Source organism: Bradyrhizobium ingae, assembly GCF_055791185.1.
Window position 1 is genome coordinate 245,588 of record NZ_JBVUBB010000002.1, and the last position, 19,039, is coordinate 264,626.

A 19,039-nucleotide genomic window follows, 5' to 3' on the forward strand; every position below is an offset into this window, starting at 1 on the left:
AGGTTCGGTCCGTTCGACCGCCCCCGAATGACGAAAACCATTAGCTACACCTTGACGAAAAATGGAACGAACTTTCCGGCAAACGAGGTGAACTGCGCGGTGACCTCGTCGCCGATCGAGAGATGCTTCCCACCGTGCGCCATCATGCGGAAGCCCTCGACGCAGTCGACGAGCAGGATGTTGTAGGGCACATGCGCGCGCGTCTCCTGCGTCGCCGCGCGGCAGACGAGCGAGGTTGCGTAGACCTTGCCCTTGCCACTCGCGCGATGCTCCTGCGGGTCCGGCGCGCCGCAGGCCGCGCAGAACTCGCGGTGGAAGTATTGTATGCCGCCGCACGCGCCGCAGCATTGATAGACGATCGCCGCCTCGCCTTTGGTCCAGTCCGCAACTCGCACGCTCATCACACCCGCTCCAGAAACATGCTGACATGGGAAGACAACACGCCGCCATCACCATGCAGCAACGCGGTCGAGGCGTCGCGGACCTGACGAGTGCCTGCGCGCCCGGTCATCTGGAGATGCGTTTCGACCAGATGCGCCATCGCGCCGCCGACGCCGCAATGGCCGTAGCTGAGGAGGCCGCCATGGGTATTGAGTGGCATGCGTCCATCGCGGCCGAAATATCCGGAGCGCACGCGCGCGGCGGCCTCGCCGCGTCCGGCAAGGCCGAGGTCTTCGAGCAGCATCGCAAGCGTGATCGTGAAGCTGTCATAGACCGCGGCATAGCGCACATCCGATATCGCAAGACCCGAAGCCTGTTTCGCGCGCGCGATCGAAATCTCGGCACCGAGCTCGCATAGCGCCGGCGCCGCGGTGACGTGCTGATGGGTATGGGCCTGCGCACAGCCGCGGATCTGCACGCCAGCCTCACCGGTCCGCTCGCGGCTGATCACGAAGGCTGCACCGCCGTCGGACACAGGACAGCAATCGAGCAACTTGAGCGGCAGCGCCACCGGCTTGGACGCCATCACGTCGGCGACCGTGATCGGCTCGTGGAATTGCGCGCCCGGATGGGTGCAGGCGTGCGCGCGCATCAGCACGGCGAATTCCGCAAGGTCCTCCTCCGTCACGCCGTACTCGTGCATGTAGCGGGACGCGACGAGGCCATAATAGGCGGGAATGGTCGGGCCGAGCGGCACCTCGTAATCGGGATGACCGACCTGCGCCAGCGCCTGGATCGAGGCATCACGGCTCTGCCCGGTGAGGCGGTTCTCGCCGGCGGCAACGAGCACATGCCGCGCCACCCCGGCCTCGACCAGGTGATGTGCGAGCATGGTCATCGCGAGCCCCGTCGCGCCGCCGACCTGCACGGCGTGGGCGTAACTCGGGCAAATGCCGAAATGCTCCGCGAAGACGGTCGCCAGCATGATGTGCGGCGACACCGTCGAATAGCCGCAGAGGACACCGTCGATCTCGGATCGCTTCAGCCCGGCATCGTCGAGCGCAAGCTGAGCCGCCTGGCTCATCAGGTCGAGCGAGGATGAACCTTCATGCTTGCCGTAAGGCGTGAGCCCAACACCGCTGATGAAGCTCATGGCTCTCTCCCTACTCCGGCGGCGAGCGGGTCACGCCGTCGCGTATCAGGGCCGCAATCTCATCCGCGGAATAATCGACCTCCTTCAATATCTCCGCGCCATGCTCGTTGAGGCGCGGCGCGAGCCGTGACGGTTCGGCGTCGGTGTCCGACCACGTCGCGGTGACCTTCATGCTGCGGATCGCCCCCTCGGTCGGATGGTTGACGACCGGAAAGAAGCTCGTCGCCTCCAGATGCGGATCATGCAGGATCGTTTGCAGGTCGTGCATCGGCATGACCGGCACGTCGGCCCTGGTCAGAAGGTCGATCCATTCGGCGGTCGTGCGCGTCTCGAAGATGCGCGCGAGCTCGGCATAGACGAAGTCGATATTCGCGGCGCGGCCGGCGAACGTCGCAAACCTCTTGTCGGCGCGCAGATCGTTGCGGCCGGTCGCCTCGAAAAAGTTCTGCCACTGCTTGTCGTTGTAGACGATCACGCTGAGGTAGCCGTCCGCGGTCTTGTAGGGCCGGCGGTCGCGCGACAGATGCCGCGCGTAGCCACCCTTGTCGAGCGGCGGCTCGAAGGTGAGCCCGCCCATGTGATCGCCCATGACGAAGCCGGCCATGGTCTCGAACATCGGGATGTCGACGCGCTGGCCGCGCCCGGTGCGGTCGCGATGCACGAGGCTGGCACAGATCGCGCCGACCGCGGTGAGGCCTACGATGCGATCGACCAACGCGTTCGGCACGTAGCGCGGCACGCCGTCGCCGGTCTGCGCCATCAGCGCGGGCAGCGCGGTTGCGCCCTGGATCAGGTCGTCATAGGCGGGCTTTGCGGCATAGGGGCCGTCCTGACCGAAACCGAAAACGCCGGCATAGACGAGGCGCGGGTTGATCGCGGAGACCACGTCATAGCCGAGCTGAAGGCGCACCATGGCCTGCGGCCGGACGTTGTAGACGAGGACGTCGGCATCCCTGATGAGCCGCAGCACGGCGTCGCGGCCGGCTGGCTTCTTCAGGTCGAGGCAGATCGAGCGCTTGCTGCGATTGGTGTTGAGGAACACCGGGCCCATGCCGGCATGACGCATCGGGCCGATCAGGCGGGTGACGTCGCCCTCGACCGACTCCACCTTGATGACATCGGCACCGTAGTCACCGAGCATCTGGGTTGCATATGGCCCCATGAGCACGGTCGTCATGTCGATGACCTTGATGCCCTTCAACGGCCCCATCGTTCACTCCCGACTGCGCGCGGCCGATCGTGCGGACCGCAATTTCGACCAGCTAACTAAAGCGGCAAGGCGCGAGCAAGGGCGGCCGGCGTATGAGCGCATGCGCCGCGTGCGAACGAGGCGCGCCGCTTATTTCTTCTGGCGGGCTTCACGGATCTTGAGCAGCCGGTCGAGCTCGTCGTTCTGCTGGTTAATGCGATCGGCGATACGCGCCTCACTCTGCTCGCCGGACGCCGCGGCGGCCTGCTCGATGAGCTGCCTGATATTGCCCTCGAGGATCGCGATACGATCGTTGAGTTGGTCTAGTGATAGCGAGCTATCATTGCTCATGATGCGTTCCCCGGAAATCAATCAAGAGCAGGAGGGTGAGCGAAGCGGAACGTGCCCACCTTGACATAGCGCAAGGAAGGATGGGCATGGCGCATTTGCGGCCTTGCCCACCCTTACGGGTTACTTCAACGGCTCCAGGATGGAAACGTAGTTGGCGACGGCCGCGCCGCCCATGTTGAAGATGCCGCCGAGCCCGGCGTTCTTGATCTGCATGCCCTCGGGCGCCTCGCCTGCGAGCTGCATCGCGGTCATCACATGCATGGAAACGCCGGTGGCGCCGATCGGATGGCCCTTCGACTTCAATCCGCCGGACGGATTGACCGGCAGCTTGCCGTCTTTCAGCGTCCAGCCTTCCAGAATCGCGCGGGCGCCCTGCCCCTTCGGCGTCAGGCCCATCGCCTCATATTCGATCAGCTCGGCGACCGTGAAGCAGTCGTGGGTCTCGACAAAGGAGAGATCGGCGAGCGACACGCCGGCCTTCTCCAGCGCGCGCTGCCAGGCGACGGTACAACCCTCGAACTGGAGGATGTCGCGCTTGCTCATCGGCAGGAAGTCCTGGGCGTGCGCGGTGGCGCGGAAGCCGATCGACTTGCCCATGCCCTTGGCGGTCTCGGCGTCGGCCAGCACCAGCGCCGCGGCGCCATCGGAGACCAGCGAGCAGTCGGTGCGCTTCAGGGGGCCGGCGACGTAAGGATTCTTCTCGCTCTCGGAGCGGCAGAACTCGAAGCCAAAGTCCTTGCGCATCTGGGCGAAGGGGTTGGCGACGCCGTTCTTGTGGTTCTTGGCCGCGATCAGCGCCAGCGCGTCGGATTGGTCGCCGTATTTCTGGAAATAGGCACTGGCGATCTTGCCGAACACGCCGGCGAAGCCCCCGACGGTGTCGCCATCTTCCGGCAGGTACGAGGCTTTGAGCAGGTTCTTGCCGATCTCCGGACCCGGCGTCCGCGTCATCTGCTCGACGCCGACAACCAGCACGATCCTGGCAGCACCGGCCTGGATCGCGCGCAGCCCCTGATGCACGGCGGCCGAGCCGGTGGCGCAGGCGTTCTCGACGCGCGTTGCCGGCTTGAAGCGCAGATGCGGATCGGCCTGGAGGACAAGCGAAGCGGTAAAATCCTGCGGCGAGAAGCCGGCGTTGAAATGACCGAGCACGATCTCGTCGACATCGCTCGCCGAGATGCCGGCGTCCGCAAGCGCCTCGTTGGCCACGCGCGTGACGAGGCTTTCGACGGTCTCGGTGTCAAACTTGCCGAACGGCGTGTGCGCCCATCCGACGATGCTGGCGGTCATGGTCACTCTCCTCAGGTCGTCCCTCGTCTCCCCTTGCCCGATTCTTAGCCCATCGGGCCCAAGACTTCATCAAGACTTCATCAAGACTTCACGCGGCTTTGAGGCCTTTCAGGGTGCGCTGGCAGATGGCAGTTATGCCGGCCCAGTTCCCGGCCCTGATCTCCGCCGTCGGACACAGCCAGGAACCGCCAACCGCGAGCACGTTGGGCTCGGCAAGCCAGGTCGCCGCATTGGCCTCGCCGACCCCGCCAGTCGGGCAAAAGCGTACATTGGGGAACGGGCCGCCCAGCGCACGCAGACCCTTGATGCCGCCGGCCTGCTCTGCCGGGAAGAACTTTGCCAGATCGAGGCCGAACGCGAGGGCCTGCATCAGCTCGGACGCGGTCGCAATCCCCGGGGCAAAGGGCAAGGCGCTGTCGGCGGCGGCCTTCAACAGATCGGGCGTGCCGCCCGGGCTGATGCCGAACTTGACGCCCAGCTTCTCGGCGCGCGCGAGGTCGGCCGGGTTGAGGATGGTGCCGATGCCGACGATCGCCTCCGGCACCTCCGACATCATCGCCTTCGCCGCCTCGATCGCCACGGAGGTGCGCAGCGTCACCTCCAGCGTCTTGACGCCACCGGCAACGAGGGCTCGTGCCAGGGGCACGGCATCCTCGATACGCTCGATGGTGAGGACGGGGATGACGGTCGCGGCCTTGAACAGCGCGGCGAGGATTTCCTGTTTGGTAGTCGTGGTCATTGCGTTTCGATTTTCACTTTGTGGCTTGGCGTGAGATCGCCGGCCGGGGCCGCTTTTTCGGCGGCATGGCATAGGCCGGAATGATGGCACCGGGATAGCAGACTACGAGGCTCGCGAGGCGATGTCCGGCCTGCGCCGCCTCGACAGGATCGGAACCTGCGAGCCTTGCGGCAATGTAGGCCGCAGCAAAGCTGTCGCCGGCCGCGGTGGTGTCGATCACCGGCTTGGTCAGCGGCTCGGCACGCACCTCGCTGGTGCCGCCCGGAAAGCGCAACAGGCTGACGGGTTCGGCGAGACGGAACACCAGCTCGGAGGTGGGGATGCGCGCCATCAGTTCGGCATGGCTCTCGCCGGGATACAGCGCGAGCAGATCCTCCGTCGAGGTGAGCACGATGTCGGCGGCCTCGAATGCCGCGGCAAACACCGCGCGGGCGACATCGCGATCGGGCCAGGCGCGGGCGCGAAAATTGGTATCGAACACGAAGCGGGTCCCGAGCAGGCGCGCACGCTTGATCGCCGCGAACAGGCGATCGCGCCCCGCCTGGTCGTAGATCGAGAGCGTGATCGCCGAGAGATAGACGATGTCGTAGCTCATCAGGGAGTTGAGGAGCTCATCCGTCTCCGGCAGGTCCATCAAGCGGCGGGCCGCCGCGCTGTCGCGCCAGTGAAAGAACTGCCGCTCGCCCTTGGCATCGAGCTGGATCATATAGAGGCCGGGCAGCTTGCCGGGCAGACGCACGACGCGCCTCGTGCCGACGCCCTCCGCAGTCCAGGCGGTCACCATCTCGTCGCTCAAGGCGTCATCGCCGAGCGCGGTGAGATAGTCGACCTTCACCTCGAGCCGCGCGAGATAGACGGCGGTGTTGAGCGTGTCGCCGCCGAAACCGCGCGAGTAGAGCCCGCCGCCCTGCCCCTGGCCGCCGGACTGCCCGCCTCCTTGGGCCTGCCGGAGCTCGACCATGCATTCACCGATGCAAGCAACGCTCGCCATGACTCGACCCACACTGTTCACCGGTTGTCTCAGGCGACGAAATTGCCGCCGAGCTCGTCTTCGATGTGAATGCGGATGATATCATCGAAGCTCTTCTCGGCGGTGGTGAAGCCCAGCTCGCGCGAGCGACGCGCATCGAAATTGCGCGGCCAGCCGCTGACAATGCCGACGATGAAAGGATCTGGCTCCCGCTTGATACGCGCGGCGACCTTCTCGCCCGCGACCCGCTTCAAGGCCGCGATCTGCTCGCCGACGGTCGCCGACAGGCCGGGCATGGTGAGATTGCGGCGCGGGCCGACCGCGGCGAGATCCATCGTGCCGGCATGGAGTAGGAAGCCGACCGCGGAGCGTGGCGTGGCGTGCCAGTGGCGGACGTCCTCGGAGACCGGCAGGATCGCTTCCTTGCCGGACAGCGGCTCGCGCAGGATGTTGGAGAAGAAGCCCGATGCCGCCTTGTTAGGCAGGCCGGGCCGGATGCAGATGGTCGGCAGGCGGATGCCAATGCCGTCGAGGAAGCCGCGGCGGGAATAGTCGGCGAGCAGCAGTTCGCCGATCGCCTTCTGGGTGCCATAGCTGAGCAGCGGCGTATGGAAGAACTCATCGCCGATCGCATCCGGGAACGGGGCGCCGAACACCGCGATCGAGGAGGTAAAGACCACGCGCGGCTTGTAGCCGCCGCCAATGACGCGGATGGCGTCGAGCAGCATCCGCGTGCCGTCGAGATTGATGCGATAGCCCTTGTCGAAATCGAGCTCGGCCTCGCCGGAGACGATGGCGGCCAGATGGAAGATCACGTCGGGGCGGCCCGCAATCAACTTCTCGGCGGCTCCTGGAACGGCAAAATCGCCGGACACGGTCTCGACGGCAAAGCCGGCCTTCTCGGGCTTCTTCGGCTCGACCACGTCGTGCATGGTCAGCTTGGTGATGTCGCTCTTACCGAGCCGGCCGTCACGCAGCAGCCGTTCACACAATTTACGGCCGACCATGCCGGCGGCGCCGAGAACCAGAATGTGCAAGAGCCTGCTCCTTCTTATTGGTCTTGAACGCGCCCGTTTCGGACGCATTCCTACGGTGGGCCCGCGATCATTCCTTCACGGCGCCGGTCATCGCCGACACATAATGCTCCACGAAGAAGGCGTAAAGGATAACCAGCGGCAGCGACCCCGCCAGCGCCCCCGCCATCAGCGAGCCCCAGCGGTAGATGTCGCCATCCACGAACTCGTTGACGATCGCGACCGGCACCGTCTTGTTGCTGGTCGATTGCAGGAAGGTCAGCGCGTAGATGAACTCGTTCCAGCACAGCGTGAAGCAGAAGATGAAGGCCGAGATCAGGCCGGGGATAGCGAGCGGCAGCACGATCTTGATCAGTATCTGCCAGCGGCTGGCCCCGTCGATCAGCGCGCACTCCTCGAGCTCGAACGGGATGGTCTTGAAATAGCCCATCAGCAGCCAGGTCGAGAACGGGATCAGGATGGTCGGATAGGTCAGGATCAACGCCAATGGCGAGTCGAACAGGCCGTACTGAAACACGACGGTGGCGAGAGGGATGAACAGGATCGACGGCGGTACCAGGTAAGCGAGGAAGATCAGCCCGCCGACGAGCGTGGCCCCTTTGTAGCGCAAGCGCACGATGGCATAGGCCGCCAGCACCGAGGCGATGATCGAGAGCACCGTGGCGCAGATCGCCACGTACATCGTGTTCCAGAGCCAGTGCGGATAGTAGCTCTCGAACAGGAGCTTGTGGAAATGCTTGAAGGTCGGATTCCAGGTCCAGAACGGATTGTACTTGTCGAGGTCGAGCAGCTGGTCGTCCGGCTTCACTGAGGTCAGCGCCATCCAGTAGAACGGAAACAGGAGGATCACGACGATGATCGTGAGCGGCAGGTACAGCGTCACGATCCGGCGCGGCACCGACTGCAAATAACTCATGCCCTCGCTGTGATCGACCCGCGCGGGCGTCGACAGGATGGTCTTGAGATCCACTTTCGAGGCAGGAAGATCACTCATTGTTCTCTCCCCGTTGACATTTGCGCCAGCGAGCGCTGGGCTTGCGCGGTTCGCGCAGAAGAAAACGAAACAATGCGGGGATCAGTCATTGCTCTCCCCCTGCTGCCATTTGCGCCGCTGCAAGCCGAACCATGAGATCATGATCGCGGCAAGCAGGAACGGAATCATCGCACTGGAGATCGCGGCGCCCTCGCCGAGCTGCCCCGCAATGATCGCGCGCTGGTAGGACAAGGTCGCCATCAGATGGGTGGCATTGACCGGACCTCCGCGGGTCATCGCCCAGATCAGCTGGAAGTCGGTGAAGGTGAACAGCACCGAGAAGGTCATCACGACCGCGATGATCGGCGTCAGCAACGGATAGGTGATGTACCGGAAATTCTGCCAGCTTGTGGCGCCGTCGAGCGTTGCAGCTTCATAGAGCGACGGCGACACTGTCTGAAGGCCGGCAAGCAGCGTGATGGCCACGAACGGCACGCCGCGCCAGATATTGGCGAAAATCACGCAAATGCGCGCCCAGGTCGTATCGCCGAGGAAATTGATGTTCTGGCTGATCAGGCCGAGATGTTTCAGCGACCACGAGATGATCGAGAACTGGGAATCGAAGATCCACCAAAACGCCAGCGCCGAGAGCACGGTCGGCACGATGAACGGGATCAGGACGAGCGCTCGCAGCATCGCCTTGAACGGCATATTCTCATTCAGCAGAAGCGCGAGGTAGAGCCCGATCGCGAATTTGAAGGCGCTGGCCACGAATGTGTACAGCAGCGTGTTGGTCACCGACAGCCAGAAGATCGAGTCGTCCCACAGCCACTCGTAATTCTCGGTGCCTATGAACTGGCCGACCCGGCCGATGCGGGTGTCCGTAAAGGAAAGCCAGATACCGAGCCCGAGCGGATAGGCCAGGAAGAAAATCAGGAATGCCAGGGCCGGCAGCATGAACCAGAAGCCGAGCCAGTTGCGGTTGTGCTTGAGCTGGTCCCAGGCGTTGGCTTCGCGAAACTGAGGCTTGGCTTGGGAAGCAACGACGACATCAGCCATGCCTGATATCCCTGATCAGAGTGCGGATGAGCGGGCGGCCGTACAAGCCGCCCGCGTCGAGATCATCAGCGATAGATGCGCTTCAATTGCCGTTCCGCCTCCGCAACCGCACCCTTTGCGTCCTTGGTGCCGGTGCAGTAGTTGGCAAACATGTCGACGACGATGAAGTCGGCGATCGCGGTTGCGGCCTTCTCGCCCACGGTACCGATGCCGGACGCCGGCAGGGTGCGCTTGGATGCCTGCGCGAACACGGCGTTCTTTGGGTCGGCGGTCCAGACCGGCGCAGTTTCATACGCATTCAGAGTCTGCGTCAGGTAACCCTGCGCACCGTCCAGCCACCTCTCGTAGTTCTCCTTCTCCAGCATGAAGGCGATGAAGGCCTTCGCCGCATTCGGGTATTTGGTGAAGTTGAAGGCGAGGATCGGCAGAGCAAGCTGCAATTCAGTCGGCTTGCCGATGGGCCCGACCGGGTGCAGCGCGTGATAGGTGTCTTCGGCAAGTTCCTTCTTGCTGGGGTCCGTCTTGGCGGCGACGTAGATCGAAATACCGTTGAGGGTACAATAGAGCTCACCGGCCAGGAACGCCTTGTTGTTGGAGGAATCGTTCCAGGACGGGGTGCCGGGGATGAAGGTTTCGTAGAGCGCCTTGCAGTACTCCAGCGCCTTCATGGTCTCGGGCGAATTGATGATGATCTTGTCGTTCTGGTCGACCGTGTAGGCACCGTGGCCCCACAATATCCAGTGCAACCAACCGTTGGCGTCGCCGCTGGCATGCCCGAGCGCATAGCCCGCTGGCGTGTTGTTCGCCTTGAGCGCCTTGCACATCTCGAGGAAGCCCGGGAAGTCCTTCGGAAATTCCTTGAAGCCTGCCTTGTCGGTCGCTGACTTGCGGTAGGTCATGTAGCCACCGTTGGTCGCCACAGGAATGCCCAGCCAGTCGTTGCCAAGCTTGCAGGTCTTGGCCGCCGCATCCGTCCAGCCACCATATTTGGTGCCGAGGTAATCGGCGACGTCGTTCATCTTCAGCACTTTGGTCGGGAACAGCTGAGGCAGCGTATGGAGGCCCCACGCGAGATCGAGACCCGAGCCGGTGTTCGCGGCGACCGACGCCTTCGGCTGCACGTCCTCAAAGGACTCGCTGAAGACGTTCATCTCGGTGCCGGTCGCGGCCTTGAACGCCGCCACCATGGCATTGAACGCATCGTCTTCCGCCGGCACGAAGCGCTTCCAGCGCATCACGGTCAGCTTGGCGCCCGGCTCCGCTTTCCACGGCGAGTCGGCCGCCCAGGCCCTCGCGAATTCGAACAGTGCAGGCCCAGTCAATGCGCCGGTTGCAGCCAGCGCCGTTCCGCCCTGGAGCAGTGCCCGGCGGGTAAAGTCTTGCATGTCGTCCTCCCAATGGTGCTTTTTTTAGTTTGTTTAAGTCTGTCTTATGCGTTCAGCCGTTTTCCGGTCCCCTCGTCGAACAAGTGAACCAGCGACGGATCCGGCTTCAGCCGGACCTTGTCGCCGGGATTGAACTGATGCCGCTCGCGGAAGACGGCGACAACCTGCTCGCCGCCGAGCTTTGCGAACACCTGTGTCTCTGAGCCCGTCGGCTCGACGACGACGATCTCGGCTTCCGCCCCGTCGTCGGCGATCGTGAAATGCTCGGGCCGCACGCCATAGACCGCAGGCTGCCCGTCGGACGCGGTCGGCGCGGTCTTGAGCGGCAGCTTGACGCCGTTCGGGCCCTCGAAGGTGGCCACCCCGTTCGAGCGCACATGGCCCTTGAGGAAGTTCATCGCCGGTGAGCCGATGAAGCCCGCGACGAACTGATTTGCAGGCCGGTCGTAGAGTTCGAGCGGCGTGCCCATCTGCTCGACGATGCCGTCGTGCATGACGACGATCTTGTCGGCCATGGTCATGGCCTCGATCTGGTCATGGGTCACGTAGACGGTCGTGGTCTTGAGCCGCTGGTGCAGCTCCTTGATCTCGGTGCGCATCGCGACGCGCAGCTTGGCATCGAGGTTCGACAAGGGTTCGTCGAACAGGAACACCTGCGGATCGCGTACGATGGCGCGGCCCATGGCGACGCGCTGGCGCTGGCCGCCGGAGAGCTGGCGCGGATAGCGGTCAAGCAGCGGCGTCAACGCGAGGATCTCGGCGGCGCGCTTGACGCGCTTGTTGATCTCGTCAGAGCCCGCGCTGCGCAGCTTGAGCGAGAAGCCCATATTGTCGGCGACCGTCATGTGCGGATAGAGCGCGTAGTTCTGGAACACCATCGCAATGTCCCGCTCCTTCGGCTGGACATTGTTGACGACGCGCTCGCCGATCGAGATCGTGCCGGAGGTGATGTTCTCGAGACCTGCGAGCATGCGCAGCAGCGTCGACTTGCCGCAGCCGGAAGGACCAACGAGAACGACGAACTGGCCATCCTCGATCGGAATCGTCACGCCGTGCAGGACTTCAAAATTGCCGAACGATTTCCGCACGTCGCGGATTTGCACAGACGACATCTAGGCTCCCTCCTCACCTGGTCCGCAGCGCTTGATCGAGCACTGCTACCGCCCTTTACTTCTGAGGCTCCACCCGACGAGGCCCCATGCTACAAGCAGCATTGTCTGCAGTTTGCGCGGTTTTGGCAATTTGTCTTTGGTTAGTCGGAGCTGGTAGCGCTGTCAACGTTCCTTTGTTTGCAAGAAGGGCTGTGCTATGAGCAACAAATGGGACGAAAACGCACCAAATCGGGCAAGATCCGACTGGCGGAAGTCGCCGAGCTCGCCGGCGTGAGTCCCATCACCGCGTCCCGCTTTTTCAGAAATCCCGAGGCGCTGTCGGTCGCCAAACGGGCGCGAGTCGAAAGCGCCGCGCGCGAGCTCGGCTATGTGCCCAATCTCGCAGCACGTGCATTGGCCTCGCAGCGCACGGAAGTGATCGCCGTCCTGATCCCCTCCCTCACCAACAACGTGTTCTCCGACGTGCTGCGCGGCATCTATGATGCGTCGGAAGGCAGCCGCTACTCGATCCAGCTCTCCAACACCCGCTACAGCATCCTTCAAGAGGAGAAGCTTCTCCGCCTGTTCCTGGCACAGAAGCCGGCCGGGCTGATCGTTACCGGCATCGACCAGACGACCGAATCACGCGCGATGCTGGAGGCGGCCGATTGTCCCATCGTGCAGATCATGGAGCTCGGGCCCACCCCCGTCGACATGATGATCGGCTTTTCGCACTATGAAGCCTCGCGCGCGGCGATCGCGCACCTGTTCGCGCAAGGCTGCCGCCGAATCGGTTTCGTCGGCGCGCGGATGGATCCGCGAGTACAGCGACGGCTCGACGGCTACGTCTCGTCCATGAAGGACGCCGGCCTGTTCGACCAGCGCCTCGTCGTCACGACGGCCACGCCGACCTCGGTGACGCTGGGGGGAACGCTGTTTGGCGACCTGCTCGCGCGTGAGCCGAATATCGACTCGGTGTTTTGCGCCAATGACGACCTCGCCCTCGGCGTACTGTTCGAATGTCGGCGCCGGGAGATCACCGTCCCCGATCAGATCGCCATCGTCGGCTTCAACGACCTCGAATTCATGGCGAGCGCTGTACCGACACTCACCAGCGTGCGCACCAACCGCTACGAGATGGGCCGGGCCGCCGCCACGATGCTGATCGAGGCCATCGAAGGTCGCCGCCCGGAACAGCCGGTGCTCGATCTCGGCTTCAAGGTGATGGAGCGGCAAAGTTCGCTGGCGCAGCGCGCCGACAACCAGCCCGCACTTTCCGGAATGGTGGCGGGGCGCACAAAATGATAGCGTTACCAAGAGCCCATGACTAATATCGCACTTGTGAGGAACCGACCGCCACCGGGCGAGCTGCGAAATGCAGGCTTGCGCCGTTGGGCATCGCACAAGCCGACACGACAGACCGACGCCTGTGCGTTCGCATTCTAGGAGATACCGATGACAAAAAAGCCAACCAACGGGCATGCGCCCACAACCAATGGCGGCCGCCGGCGCCTTCGCTCCCAGGAATGGTTCGACAACCCGCATAATCCGGGCATGACCGCGCTCTATATGGAGCGCTATCTGAATTTCGGCCTCACCCGCGAGGAGCTCCAGTCCGGCAAGCCGATCATCGGCATCGCCCAGACCGGCAACGACCTCTCCCCCTGCAACCGCCACCACATCGAGCTCGCGCACCGCGTCCGCGAAGGCATCCGGATGGCTGGGGGCATCGCGCTGGAGTTTCCGACCCATCCGATCCAGGAAACCGGCAAGCGGCCGACCGCCGCGCTCGACCGTAACCTCGCCTATCTCGGTCTGGTCGAGATCCTGTACGGCTATCCGCTCGACGGCGTGGTGCTCACGACTGGCTGCGACAAGACGACGCCTGCCTGCATGATGGCGGCGGCGACCGTCAACCTGCCGGCGATCGTGCTGTCGGGCGGCCCGATGCTGAATGGTTGGCATGAGGGCGAACGCACGGGCTCCGGCACCATCGTCTGGAAGTCCCGCGAGCGGCTCGCCGCCGGCGAGATCGACTACGAACAATTCATGGAGATCGTGGCCTCGTCTGCGCCCTCGGTCGGCCATTGCAACACCATGGGCACGGCATCGACCATGAACGCGCTCGCCGAGGCGCTCGGCTTCTCGCTGCCAGGCTGCGCGGCGATCCCCGCGCCTTATCGCGAGCGCGGCCAGATCGCCTACGAGACGGGCAAGCGCATCGTGGAGATGGTCTGGCAGGACCTGAAACCTTCCGACTTCCTGACCCGCAAGGCGTTCGAGAACTGCATCGTTGTGAATTCGGCGATCGGCGGCTCGACCAATGCGCCCATCCATATCAACGCGCTCGCCCGCCACATCGGCGTCGAGCTCTCGATCGACGACTGGCAGAAGTACGGTCACGACGTGCCTCTGCTCGTGAACCTCCAGCCGGCGGGCTTCTATCTTGGCGAGGAATTCCATCGCTCCGGCGGCGTGCCCACCGTGATACGCGAGCTCATGAAGCACAAGCGCATCCACGAGGATGCGCTGACCGTCAACGGGCGCGGCATCGGCGAGAACTGCGCCAACGCCCCCAAGCCCGACCAGGACGTGATCTGGGCTTACGACAAGCCGATGGTGAAGGATGCCGGCTTCCTGGTGCTGCGCGGCAACCTGTTCGAATCCGCGATCATGAAGACCAGCGTGATCTCCAAGGAATTCCGCGATCGCTATCTGAGCAACCCGAAGGACCTCAACGCGTTCGAGGGACGCGCGATCGTGTTCGAGGGGCCGGAGGACTATCACGAGCGGATCGAGGATTCCGCGCTCGGCATTGACGAGCATTGCGTGCTGTTCATCCGCGGCGCCGGTCCGATCGGTTATCCCGGCGGCGCCGAGGTCGTGAACATGCAGCCGCCGGCGGCGCTGATCAAACGCGGCATCATGGCCCTGCCCTGCATCGGTGACGGCCGGCAGTCCGGCACCTCAGGCTCGCCCTCGATCCTCAACGCTTCGCCCGAGGCCGCCGCGGACGGCGGCCTCGCGATCCTGAAAACCGGCGACAAGGTGCGCATCGACCTCAACAAGGGCAGCGCCAACATCCTGATCTCGGACGAGGAAGTGAAGAAGCGCCACGCCGATCTGAAGGCCAATGGCGGCTTCAAGCATCCGCCGAACCAGACGCCCTGGCAGGAGATCTACCGCAACACCGTCGGCCAGCAATCGACCGGCGCCTGCATGGAGCTCGCCACGCGTTACCAGAATGTCGCCGGCACGTTCGGCGTGGCGCGGGATAACCACTAGCCACTCGTCATTGCGAGGGGCGAAGCGAGGACGCAATCCAGACTGTCTCCGAGGCAAGATTCTGGATTGCTTCGCTTCGCTCGCAATGACAGTGAAATAGACAAGTTCAAGGTGAGGAGAAGAAAATGGCAGACCGCCTCAAGGGGAAGCGCGCCGTTATCACCGCCGCGGCGGCGGGTATCGGGCGCGCATGCGCACTTGCATTCGCGCGTGAAGGCGCGACCGTCATCGCCACCGACATCAATGAAGGCGGCATCGCAGCCTTAAGCAAGGACGGCGTCGCTGAGACGGCAAAGCTCGACGTTCGCAACACCGCCGACGTCAACGCCTTCGCCAAGCGGGTCGGCAAGATCGACATCCTGCTCAACGCGGCCGGCTTCGTTCACAACGGAACCATTTTGGACTGTTCGGAAGAGGACTGGGACTTCTCGTTCGACCTCAACGTCAAGTCCATGCACAGGACCATCAAGGCGTTTCTACCGTCGATGATCGCGGGCGGTGGCGGCAGCATCGTCAATATCTCGTCTTGCGCGGCCCTGAGGCCGCCGGCCAACCGTTATGTCTACAGTGCGTCCAAGGCGGCGGTGTCGCTGCTCACGCGCGCGGTTGCGCTCGACTTCATCACGCAGGGCATCCGCTGCAACAGCATCTGTCCCGGCACCGTCGAGACCCCCTCGATGCTCGACCGTGCCGCCGCCGTCGGCCCGCAGGGCAAGGAGATGTTCATCGCCCGCCAGAAGATGGGCCGGCTCGGCACTGCGGAGGAAATCGCGGCCATGGCGGTCTATCTTGGCAGTGACGAGAGCGCATTCACGACCGGCGTCGACCTCGTCGTCGACGGCGGCTTCATGCTCTGATCGATTCTCATCACGAGGAGGCGCTCGCCAAGGGCAGGCTCCTCGCCATGAGGCCAAGAGGAAGGAATTGTTGCATGAACAAGATCGACCTCAACGGCCGCTGCGCGATCGTCACCGGCGGCGCGCAAGGCTTTGGCCGCGCCATCGCCGAGCGCTTCGTCGCCTCCGGCGCCAAGGTCGCGATCTGGGATTTCGACGCGGCTCTCGCCGAGAAGACGGCCAAGGAGATCGGCGGCGACGTGCGCGTCTTCAAGGTCGATGTCGCCGACGCGGCCGCAGTCGAACAATCCCGCGACGCAACCCTCGCCGCCTTCGGCAGGATCGACATCCTCGTCAACAATGCCGGTATCGCCGGCATCAACAAGACGGTCTGGGAGACCGATCTCGAGGAATGGCGCAAGGTGATGCGCATCAACCTCGACGGGCCCTTCATCTGCTGCAAGGCGATCGTGCCCACGATGCTCAAGCAGAAATACGGGCGGATCGTGAACATCGCCTCGATCGCCGGCAAGGAAGGCAATCCGAACGCGGCGCATTACTCGGCCTCCAAGGCCGGCCTGATCGCGCTGACAAAGTCGCTCGGCAAGGAGCTTGCCGCGCACGACATCCTGGTGAACGCCGTAACGCCGGCGGCCGCGAAGACAGCGATCTTCGACCAGCTGACGCAGCAGCACATCGATTTCATGCTGTCGAAGATCCCGAAAGGCCGCTTCGTGCTCGTGGAGGAGCTGGCCGCAATGGTCGCCTGGCTTGCCTCCGAAGACTGCGGGTTCTCGACCGGTGCGGTGTTCGATATCTCCGGCGGCCGCGCCACCTATTGAGGGTGTCATGATCCGGGAAGGCGGATGCTTGTGTGGCGCTGTGCGGTTCAAGGCCGAGGGCGAGCCGCTCAACGTCCGCGTCTGCCATTGCCGCAACTGCCAGAAGGCCATGGGCTCACCCTTCTTCGCCCGCGCGCTCTTTCCGCAGACTGCGCTGACCGTCGAGGGCGAGACCGGCAGTTTTCCGACATCGGAGCGCATCGCTCGCGTCTTCTGCCAGCAATGCGGCACGCGGCTGTTCTCGTGGCGGCACGACGGCTCCGCCGCGGGCGTTGCGCTGGCGACCTTCGACGACCGCAACGCCTTCGCGCCCACCGAGCACATCTGGGTGCAGGAAAAGCTCAACTGGCTGACGTTCGACGATGGCCTGCCTCAATATCCGACCACCATCCCGTCCTGATTGCGCCGAACGGTGTCCGCCTTCGCCGGGACGCTGAATCGTGATAGTTCGGCCCTATCGGGCACGAACCGGGGCAACCGCTTGAACGTCTCCCTCTACGACCTCTCCGTCTGGGTGCTGCCGCTGGTGATCGCCATCACCTTCCACGAGGCCGCACATGGCTTCGTCGCGCATCGCCTTGGCGACGACACCGCCTGGAAGCTCGGCCGGGTCAGCTTCAACCCGCTTCGGCATATCGACCCGTTCGGCACCCTGATCCTGCCGGCCATGCTGCTGTTTGCGCATTCGCCGTTCCTGTTCGGCTATGCCAAGCCGGTGCCGGTGAACTTTCGCAATCTCAACAACCCGAAGCTCGACATGGTCTGGGTGGCGCTGGCCGGCCCGGCGACCAACATCCTGCTGGCGCTGCTGGCGGCCCTGGCGCTCCACGCCCTGCCCTTCGCGCCGGCGAGTTCGGCGCAATGGATCTTCGACAATTTGAAGAATTCGCTTCTGATCAATGCGGTACTCGCCGTCTTCAACATGATGCCGATACCACCGCTCGACGGCGGACGGGTCGCGGTCGGCCTGTTGCCGCGACCGCTCGCCCTGCCGCTGGCCCGGCTCGAGCCGTTCGGGATGCTGATCCTGATCGCCATCCTGATCCTGCTACCCCTTGCGGGTTCGCAGTTCGGTCTAAATCTTGATGTTATCTCGGCAATACTGCGAACGTTGACCGGATATGTGATTAAGGCCGTTCTCTTCCTGACCGGCAACGCGTAGTTGAACCAGGACAAACCTAGAGAACCCGAAGGGCCCGAGGCCAACTTGGTCAAAGCTGCCGACATGCTGATCGCGCGACGAGCCGACACCCGCGCCCGCGCCGATTTCGCCACCTGGAAGATGATGGCCAAGCTCAACGGGTTGTCGGCGCTGCCTCCAGAGGCCCAGGAGTTCCTGGCGAGTTACAGGAAGCTGCTGGGGCAGATGAGCGAGGACGATGCCACCGAGGCAACCATCGCCTCGGTCTACAAGGCCTATTATGCCGAAATGGGCGGAGCCGGAACTCCGCCTGACGTTCGCCCCCGGGCCAGCGAGCCCGTGAAGGACAATGTTACCGCCTTCCGCCGCCCGCCGCCCAAGCCGAAGAAGATGGGCGGGTTCGGGGTGGCGGGGCTCGGCGGAACCGAGAAGCGGCCGCTCCCGGTGGCGCTGATCTTCGCTTGCCTGGTCGTGGTTTACGTCGCGATCCGCTACTACTGGCGCTGAGCCGATTTTTTCTTCGTCTCTCGCGGCGGGAAGGTGACATCGAGCGTGCGCTCGAACGTTTCATCCGTCAGTCCGGCCGGAGGTTGCGGCACGGGATCCGAACGTCGGATCATCGAGACCGCCGCTGCATCGAAGGCTGCGTCGCCAGAGGACCCCACCACGTCGACCGAAAGCACGTTGCCTTTGCGGTTGAGGACGAGAGTCACCTTGACCTTCTGGGACTTGGGCTCCTTGCCCTCGGGGTAGACCTGGTGCAGCTTGAAATGCGCACTGATCTTGCGGTTCCAATCGGCCGTCAGCTTCAGAATGTCCTTGCCGATCCCGAGCACCGGCGCCATGGCCTTCTCAGCCTCGCGCGTAGCGTCGTCGAGCTTCTGCCGCGCCGATGCGACCGACATCGGCGATGCCTCGACAGCCGGGGTCTCAACGGCCGCGACCTTTTGACTCTCCTCATCCGGCTTTTTCGCGTTGTTGTCGGTGACGACCCGGTCGGCATCGTCGACGTCCTGGTGCTGGTCCTTGGGAAGCTCCGTTTCCTTCACCTCAGCCTTTTGTTCGGGTATCGCCCGCTGTTCCTGCATAGCCTCGCTGTCAGGTCCGGGCGGAAGCTCGGACTCGGGAGCATCCGGCGAGGCCATTTCGACGGCGAATTCCGCACCGGCCACACCCAAACCGTCGTCTCCGCCATCCGTCTGCAAATGCGCGAGCGCCAGCGCTGCGCCTCCCAGATGCAGCGCGAGCGCCGTCACTGCGGCCAAAACCCACAGCCGCCTGGATGGTCTCGGTTCGATCTCGAGATCGGACATAAGCGCA

The 19,039-nt window shown here is 63.9% G+C and carries 20 protein-coding genes; 7 read left to right on the forward strand and 13 right to left on the reverse strand.

All coding sequences use genetic code 11. The annotated features are described in order from the left end of the window. Positions 1-44: 44 nt before the first annotated feature. From ACV1FX_RS03720 to ACV1FX_RS03775, 12 genes are all read right to left on the reverse strand, one after another. Complete coding sequence (locus ACV1FX_RS03720) at positions 45-401, reverse strand: Zn-ribbon domain-containing OB-fold protein (RefSeq protein ID WP_473116192.1); 357 nt, start codon at positions 399-401, stop codon at positions 45-47. After that, entirely contained in the window at positions 401-1,534 is a 1,134-nt protein-coding gene (locus ACV1FX_RS03725; RefSeq protein WP_473116193.1) for a thiolase family protein, read from the reverse strand. Before ACV1FX_RS03725 ends, ACV1FX_RS03720 begins: the two co-directional genes overlap by 1 nt. A 10-nt stretch (positions 1,535-1,544) precedes the next feature. After that, positions 1,545-2,744, reverse strand: coding sequence for a CaiB/BaiF CoA transferase family protein (locus tag ACV1FX_RS03730; protein ID WP_473116194.1), 1,200 nt, complete (start codon positions 2,742-2,744; stop codon positions 1,545-1,547). Between the two features lie 129 nt (positions 2,745-2,873). Further along, positions 2,874-3,074 carry a hypothetical protein gene (locus tag ACV1FX_RS03735; protein WP_473116195.1) on the reverse strand — a complete coding sequence of 67 codons (201 nt, stop codon included), beginning with the start codon at positions 3,072-3,074 and terminating at the stop codon, positions 2,874-2,876. Between the two features lie 120 nt (positions 3,075-3,194). Beyond that, positions 3,195-4,364 (reverse strand): acetyl-CoA acetyltransferase, encoded by a 1,170-nt coding sequence (locus ACV1FX_RS03740; RefSeq protein ID WP_473116196.1) that lies wholly within the window; start codon positions 4,362-4,364, stop codon positions 3,195-3,197. An 88-nt stretch (positions 4,365-4,452) separates the two neighbouring features. Next, a complete protein-coding gene (gene eda, locus ACV1FX_RS03745) occupies positions 4,453-5,103 on the reverse strand; it encodes a bifunctional 4-hydroxy-2-oxoglutarate aldolase/2-dehydro-3-deoxy-phosphogluconate aldolase (RefSeq protein WP_473116197.1) in 651 nt (216 codons plus the stop codon). Positions 5,104-5,116: 13 nt separating this feature from the next. Beyond that, positions 5,117-6,094: a sugar kinase gene (locus ACV1FX_RS03750; RefSeq protein WP_473116198.1), complete on the reverse strand. Its 978-nt coding sequence runs from the start codon at positions 6,092-6,094 to the stop codon at positions 5,117-5,119. 29 nt (positions 6,095-6,123) lie between these two features. Beyond that, positions 6,124-7,110 (reverse strand): D-erythronate dehydrogenase, encoded by a 987-nt coding sequence (gene denD, locus ACV1FX_RS03755; protein WP_473116199.1) that lies wholly within the window; start codon positions 7,108-7,110, stop codon positions 6,124-6,126. Between the two features lie 67 nt (positions 7,111-7,177). Continuing rightward, positions 7,178-8,101: a carbohydrate ABC transporter permease gene (locus ACV1FX_RS03760; protein ID WP_473116200.1), complete on the reverse strand. Its 924-nt coding sequence runs from the start codon at positions 8,099-8,101 to the stop codon at positions 7,178-7,180. Between the two features lie 81 nt (positions 8,102-8,182). Continuing rightward, entirely contained in the window at positions 8,183-9,139 is a 957-nt protein-coding gene (locus ACV1FX_RS03765; protein ID WP_473116201.1) for a carbohydrate ABC transporter permease, read from the reverse strand. A gap of 65 nt (positions 9,140-9,204) precedes the next feature. Then, the gene (locus ACV1FX_RS03770; protein WP_473116202.1) at positions 9,205-10,524 is read right to left on the reverse strand and encodes an ABC transporter substrate-binding protein; all 1,320 of its coding nucleotides are present in this window, start codon (positions 10,522-10,524) and stop codon (positions 9,205-9,207) included. 44 nt (positions 10,525-10,568) lie between these two features. Beyond that, positions 10,569-11,636, reverse strand: a complete 1,068-nt coding sequence (locus ACV1FX_RS03775; protein ID WP_473116203.1) for an ABC transporter ATP-binding protein — start codon at positions 11,634-11,636, stop codon at positions 10,569-10,571. Positions 11,637-11,843: 207 nt separating this feature from the next. On the opposite strand from ACV1FX_RS03775, the gene gntR reads away from it, so the two are divergent. From gntR to ACV1FX_RS03810, 7 genes are all read left to right on the forward strand, one after another. Then, complete coding sequence (gene gntR / locus ACV1FX_RS03780) at positions 11,844-12,920, forward strand: HTH-type transcriptional regulator GntR (RefSeq protein WP_473116204.1); 1,077 nt, start codon at positions 11,844-11,846, stop codon at positions 12,918-12,920. A gap of 150 nt (positions 12,921-13,070) precedes the next feature. Continuing rightward, positions 13,071-14,900 (forward strand): IlvD/Edd family dehydratase, encoded by a 1,830-nt coding sequence (locus tag ACV1FX_RS03785; RefSeq protein WP_473116205.1) that lies wholly within the window; start codon positions 13,071-13,073, stop codon positions 14,898-14,900. A 125-nt stretch (positions 14,901-15,025) separates the two neighbouring features. Continuing rightward, the gene (locus ACV1FX_RS03790; protein WP_473116206.1) at positions 15,026-15,757 is read left to right on the forward strand and encodes an SDR family oxidoreductase; all 732 of its coding nucleotides are present in this window, start codon (positions 15,026-15,028) and stop codon (positions 15,755-15,757) included. A gap of 74 nt (positions 15,758-15,831) precedes the next feature. Continuing rightward, on the forward strand, positions 15,832-16,578 hold the full coding sequence (locus ACV1FX_RS03795; protein WP_473116207.1) for an SDR family NAD(P)-dependent oxidoreductase: 747 nt from the start codon (positions 15,832-15,834) through the stop codon (positions 16,576-16,578). 7 nt (positions 16,579-16,585) lie between these two features. Further along, positions 16,586-16,978: a GFA family protein gene (locus tag ACV1FX_RS03800; protein ID WP_473116208.1), complete on the forward strand. Its 393-nt coding sequence runs from the start codon at positions 16,586-16,588 to the stop codon at positions 16,976-16,978. Positions 16,979-17,059: 81 nt separating this feature from the next. After that, positions 17,060-17,740 carry a site-2 protease family protein gene (locus ACV1FX_RS03805; RefSeq protein WP_473116209.1) on the forward strand — a complete coding sequence of 227 codons (681 nt, stop codon included), beginning with the start codon at positions 17,060-17,062 and terminating at the stop codon, positions 17,738-17,740. A gap of 63 nt (positions 17,741-17,803) precedes the next feature. Next, positions 17,804-18,226, forward strand: coding sequence for a hypothetical protein (locus ACV1FX_RS03810; protein ID WP_473116443.1), 423 nt, complete (start codon positions 17,804-17,806; stop codon positions 18,224-18,226). Here the strand turns inward: ACV1FX_RS03810 and ACV1FX_RS03815 are convergent. Then, the gene (locus tag ACV1FX_RS03815) at positions 18,214-19,032 is read right to left on the reverse strand and encodes a TonB family protein (RefSeq protein ID WP_473116210.1); all 819 of its coding nucleotides are present in this window, start codon (positions 19,030-19,032) and stop codon (positions 18,214-18,216) included. The two genes, ACV1FX_RS03810 and ACV1FX_RS03815, sit on opposite strands and share 13 nt — an antisense overlap. Positions 19,033-19,039: the final 7 nt, after the last annotated feature.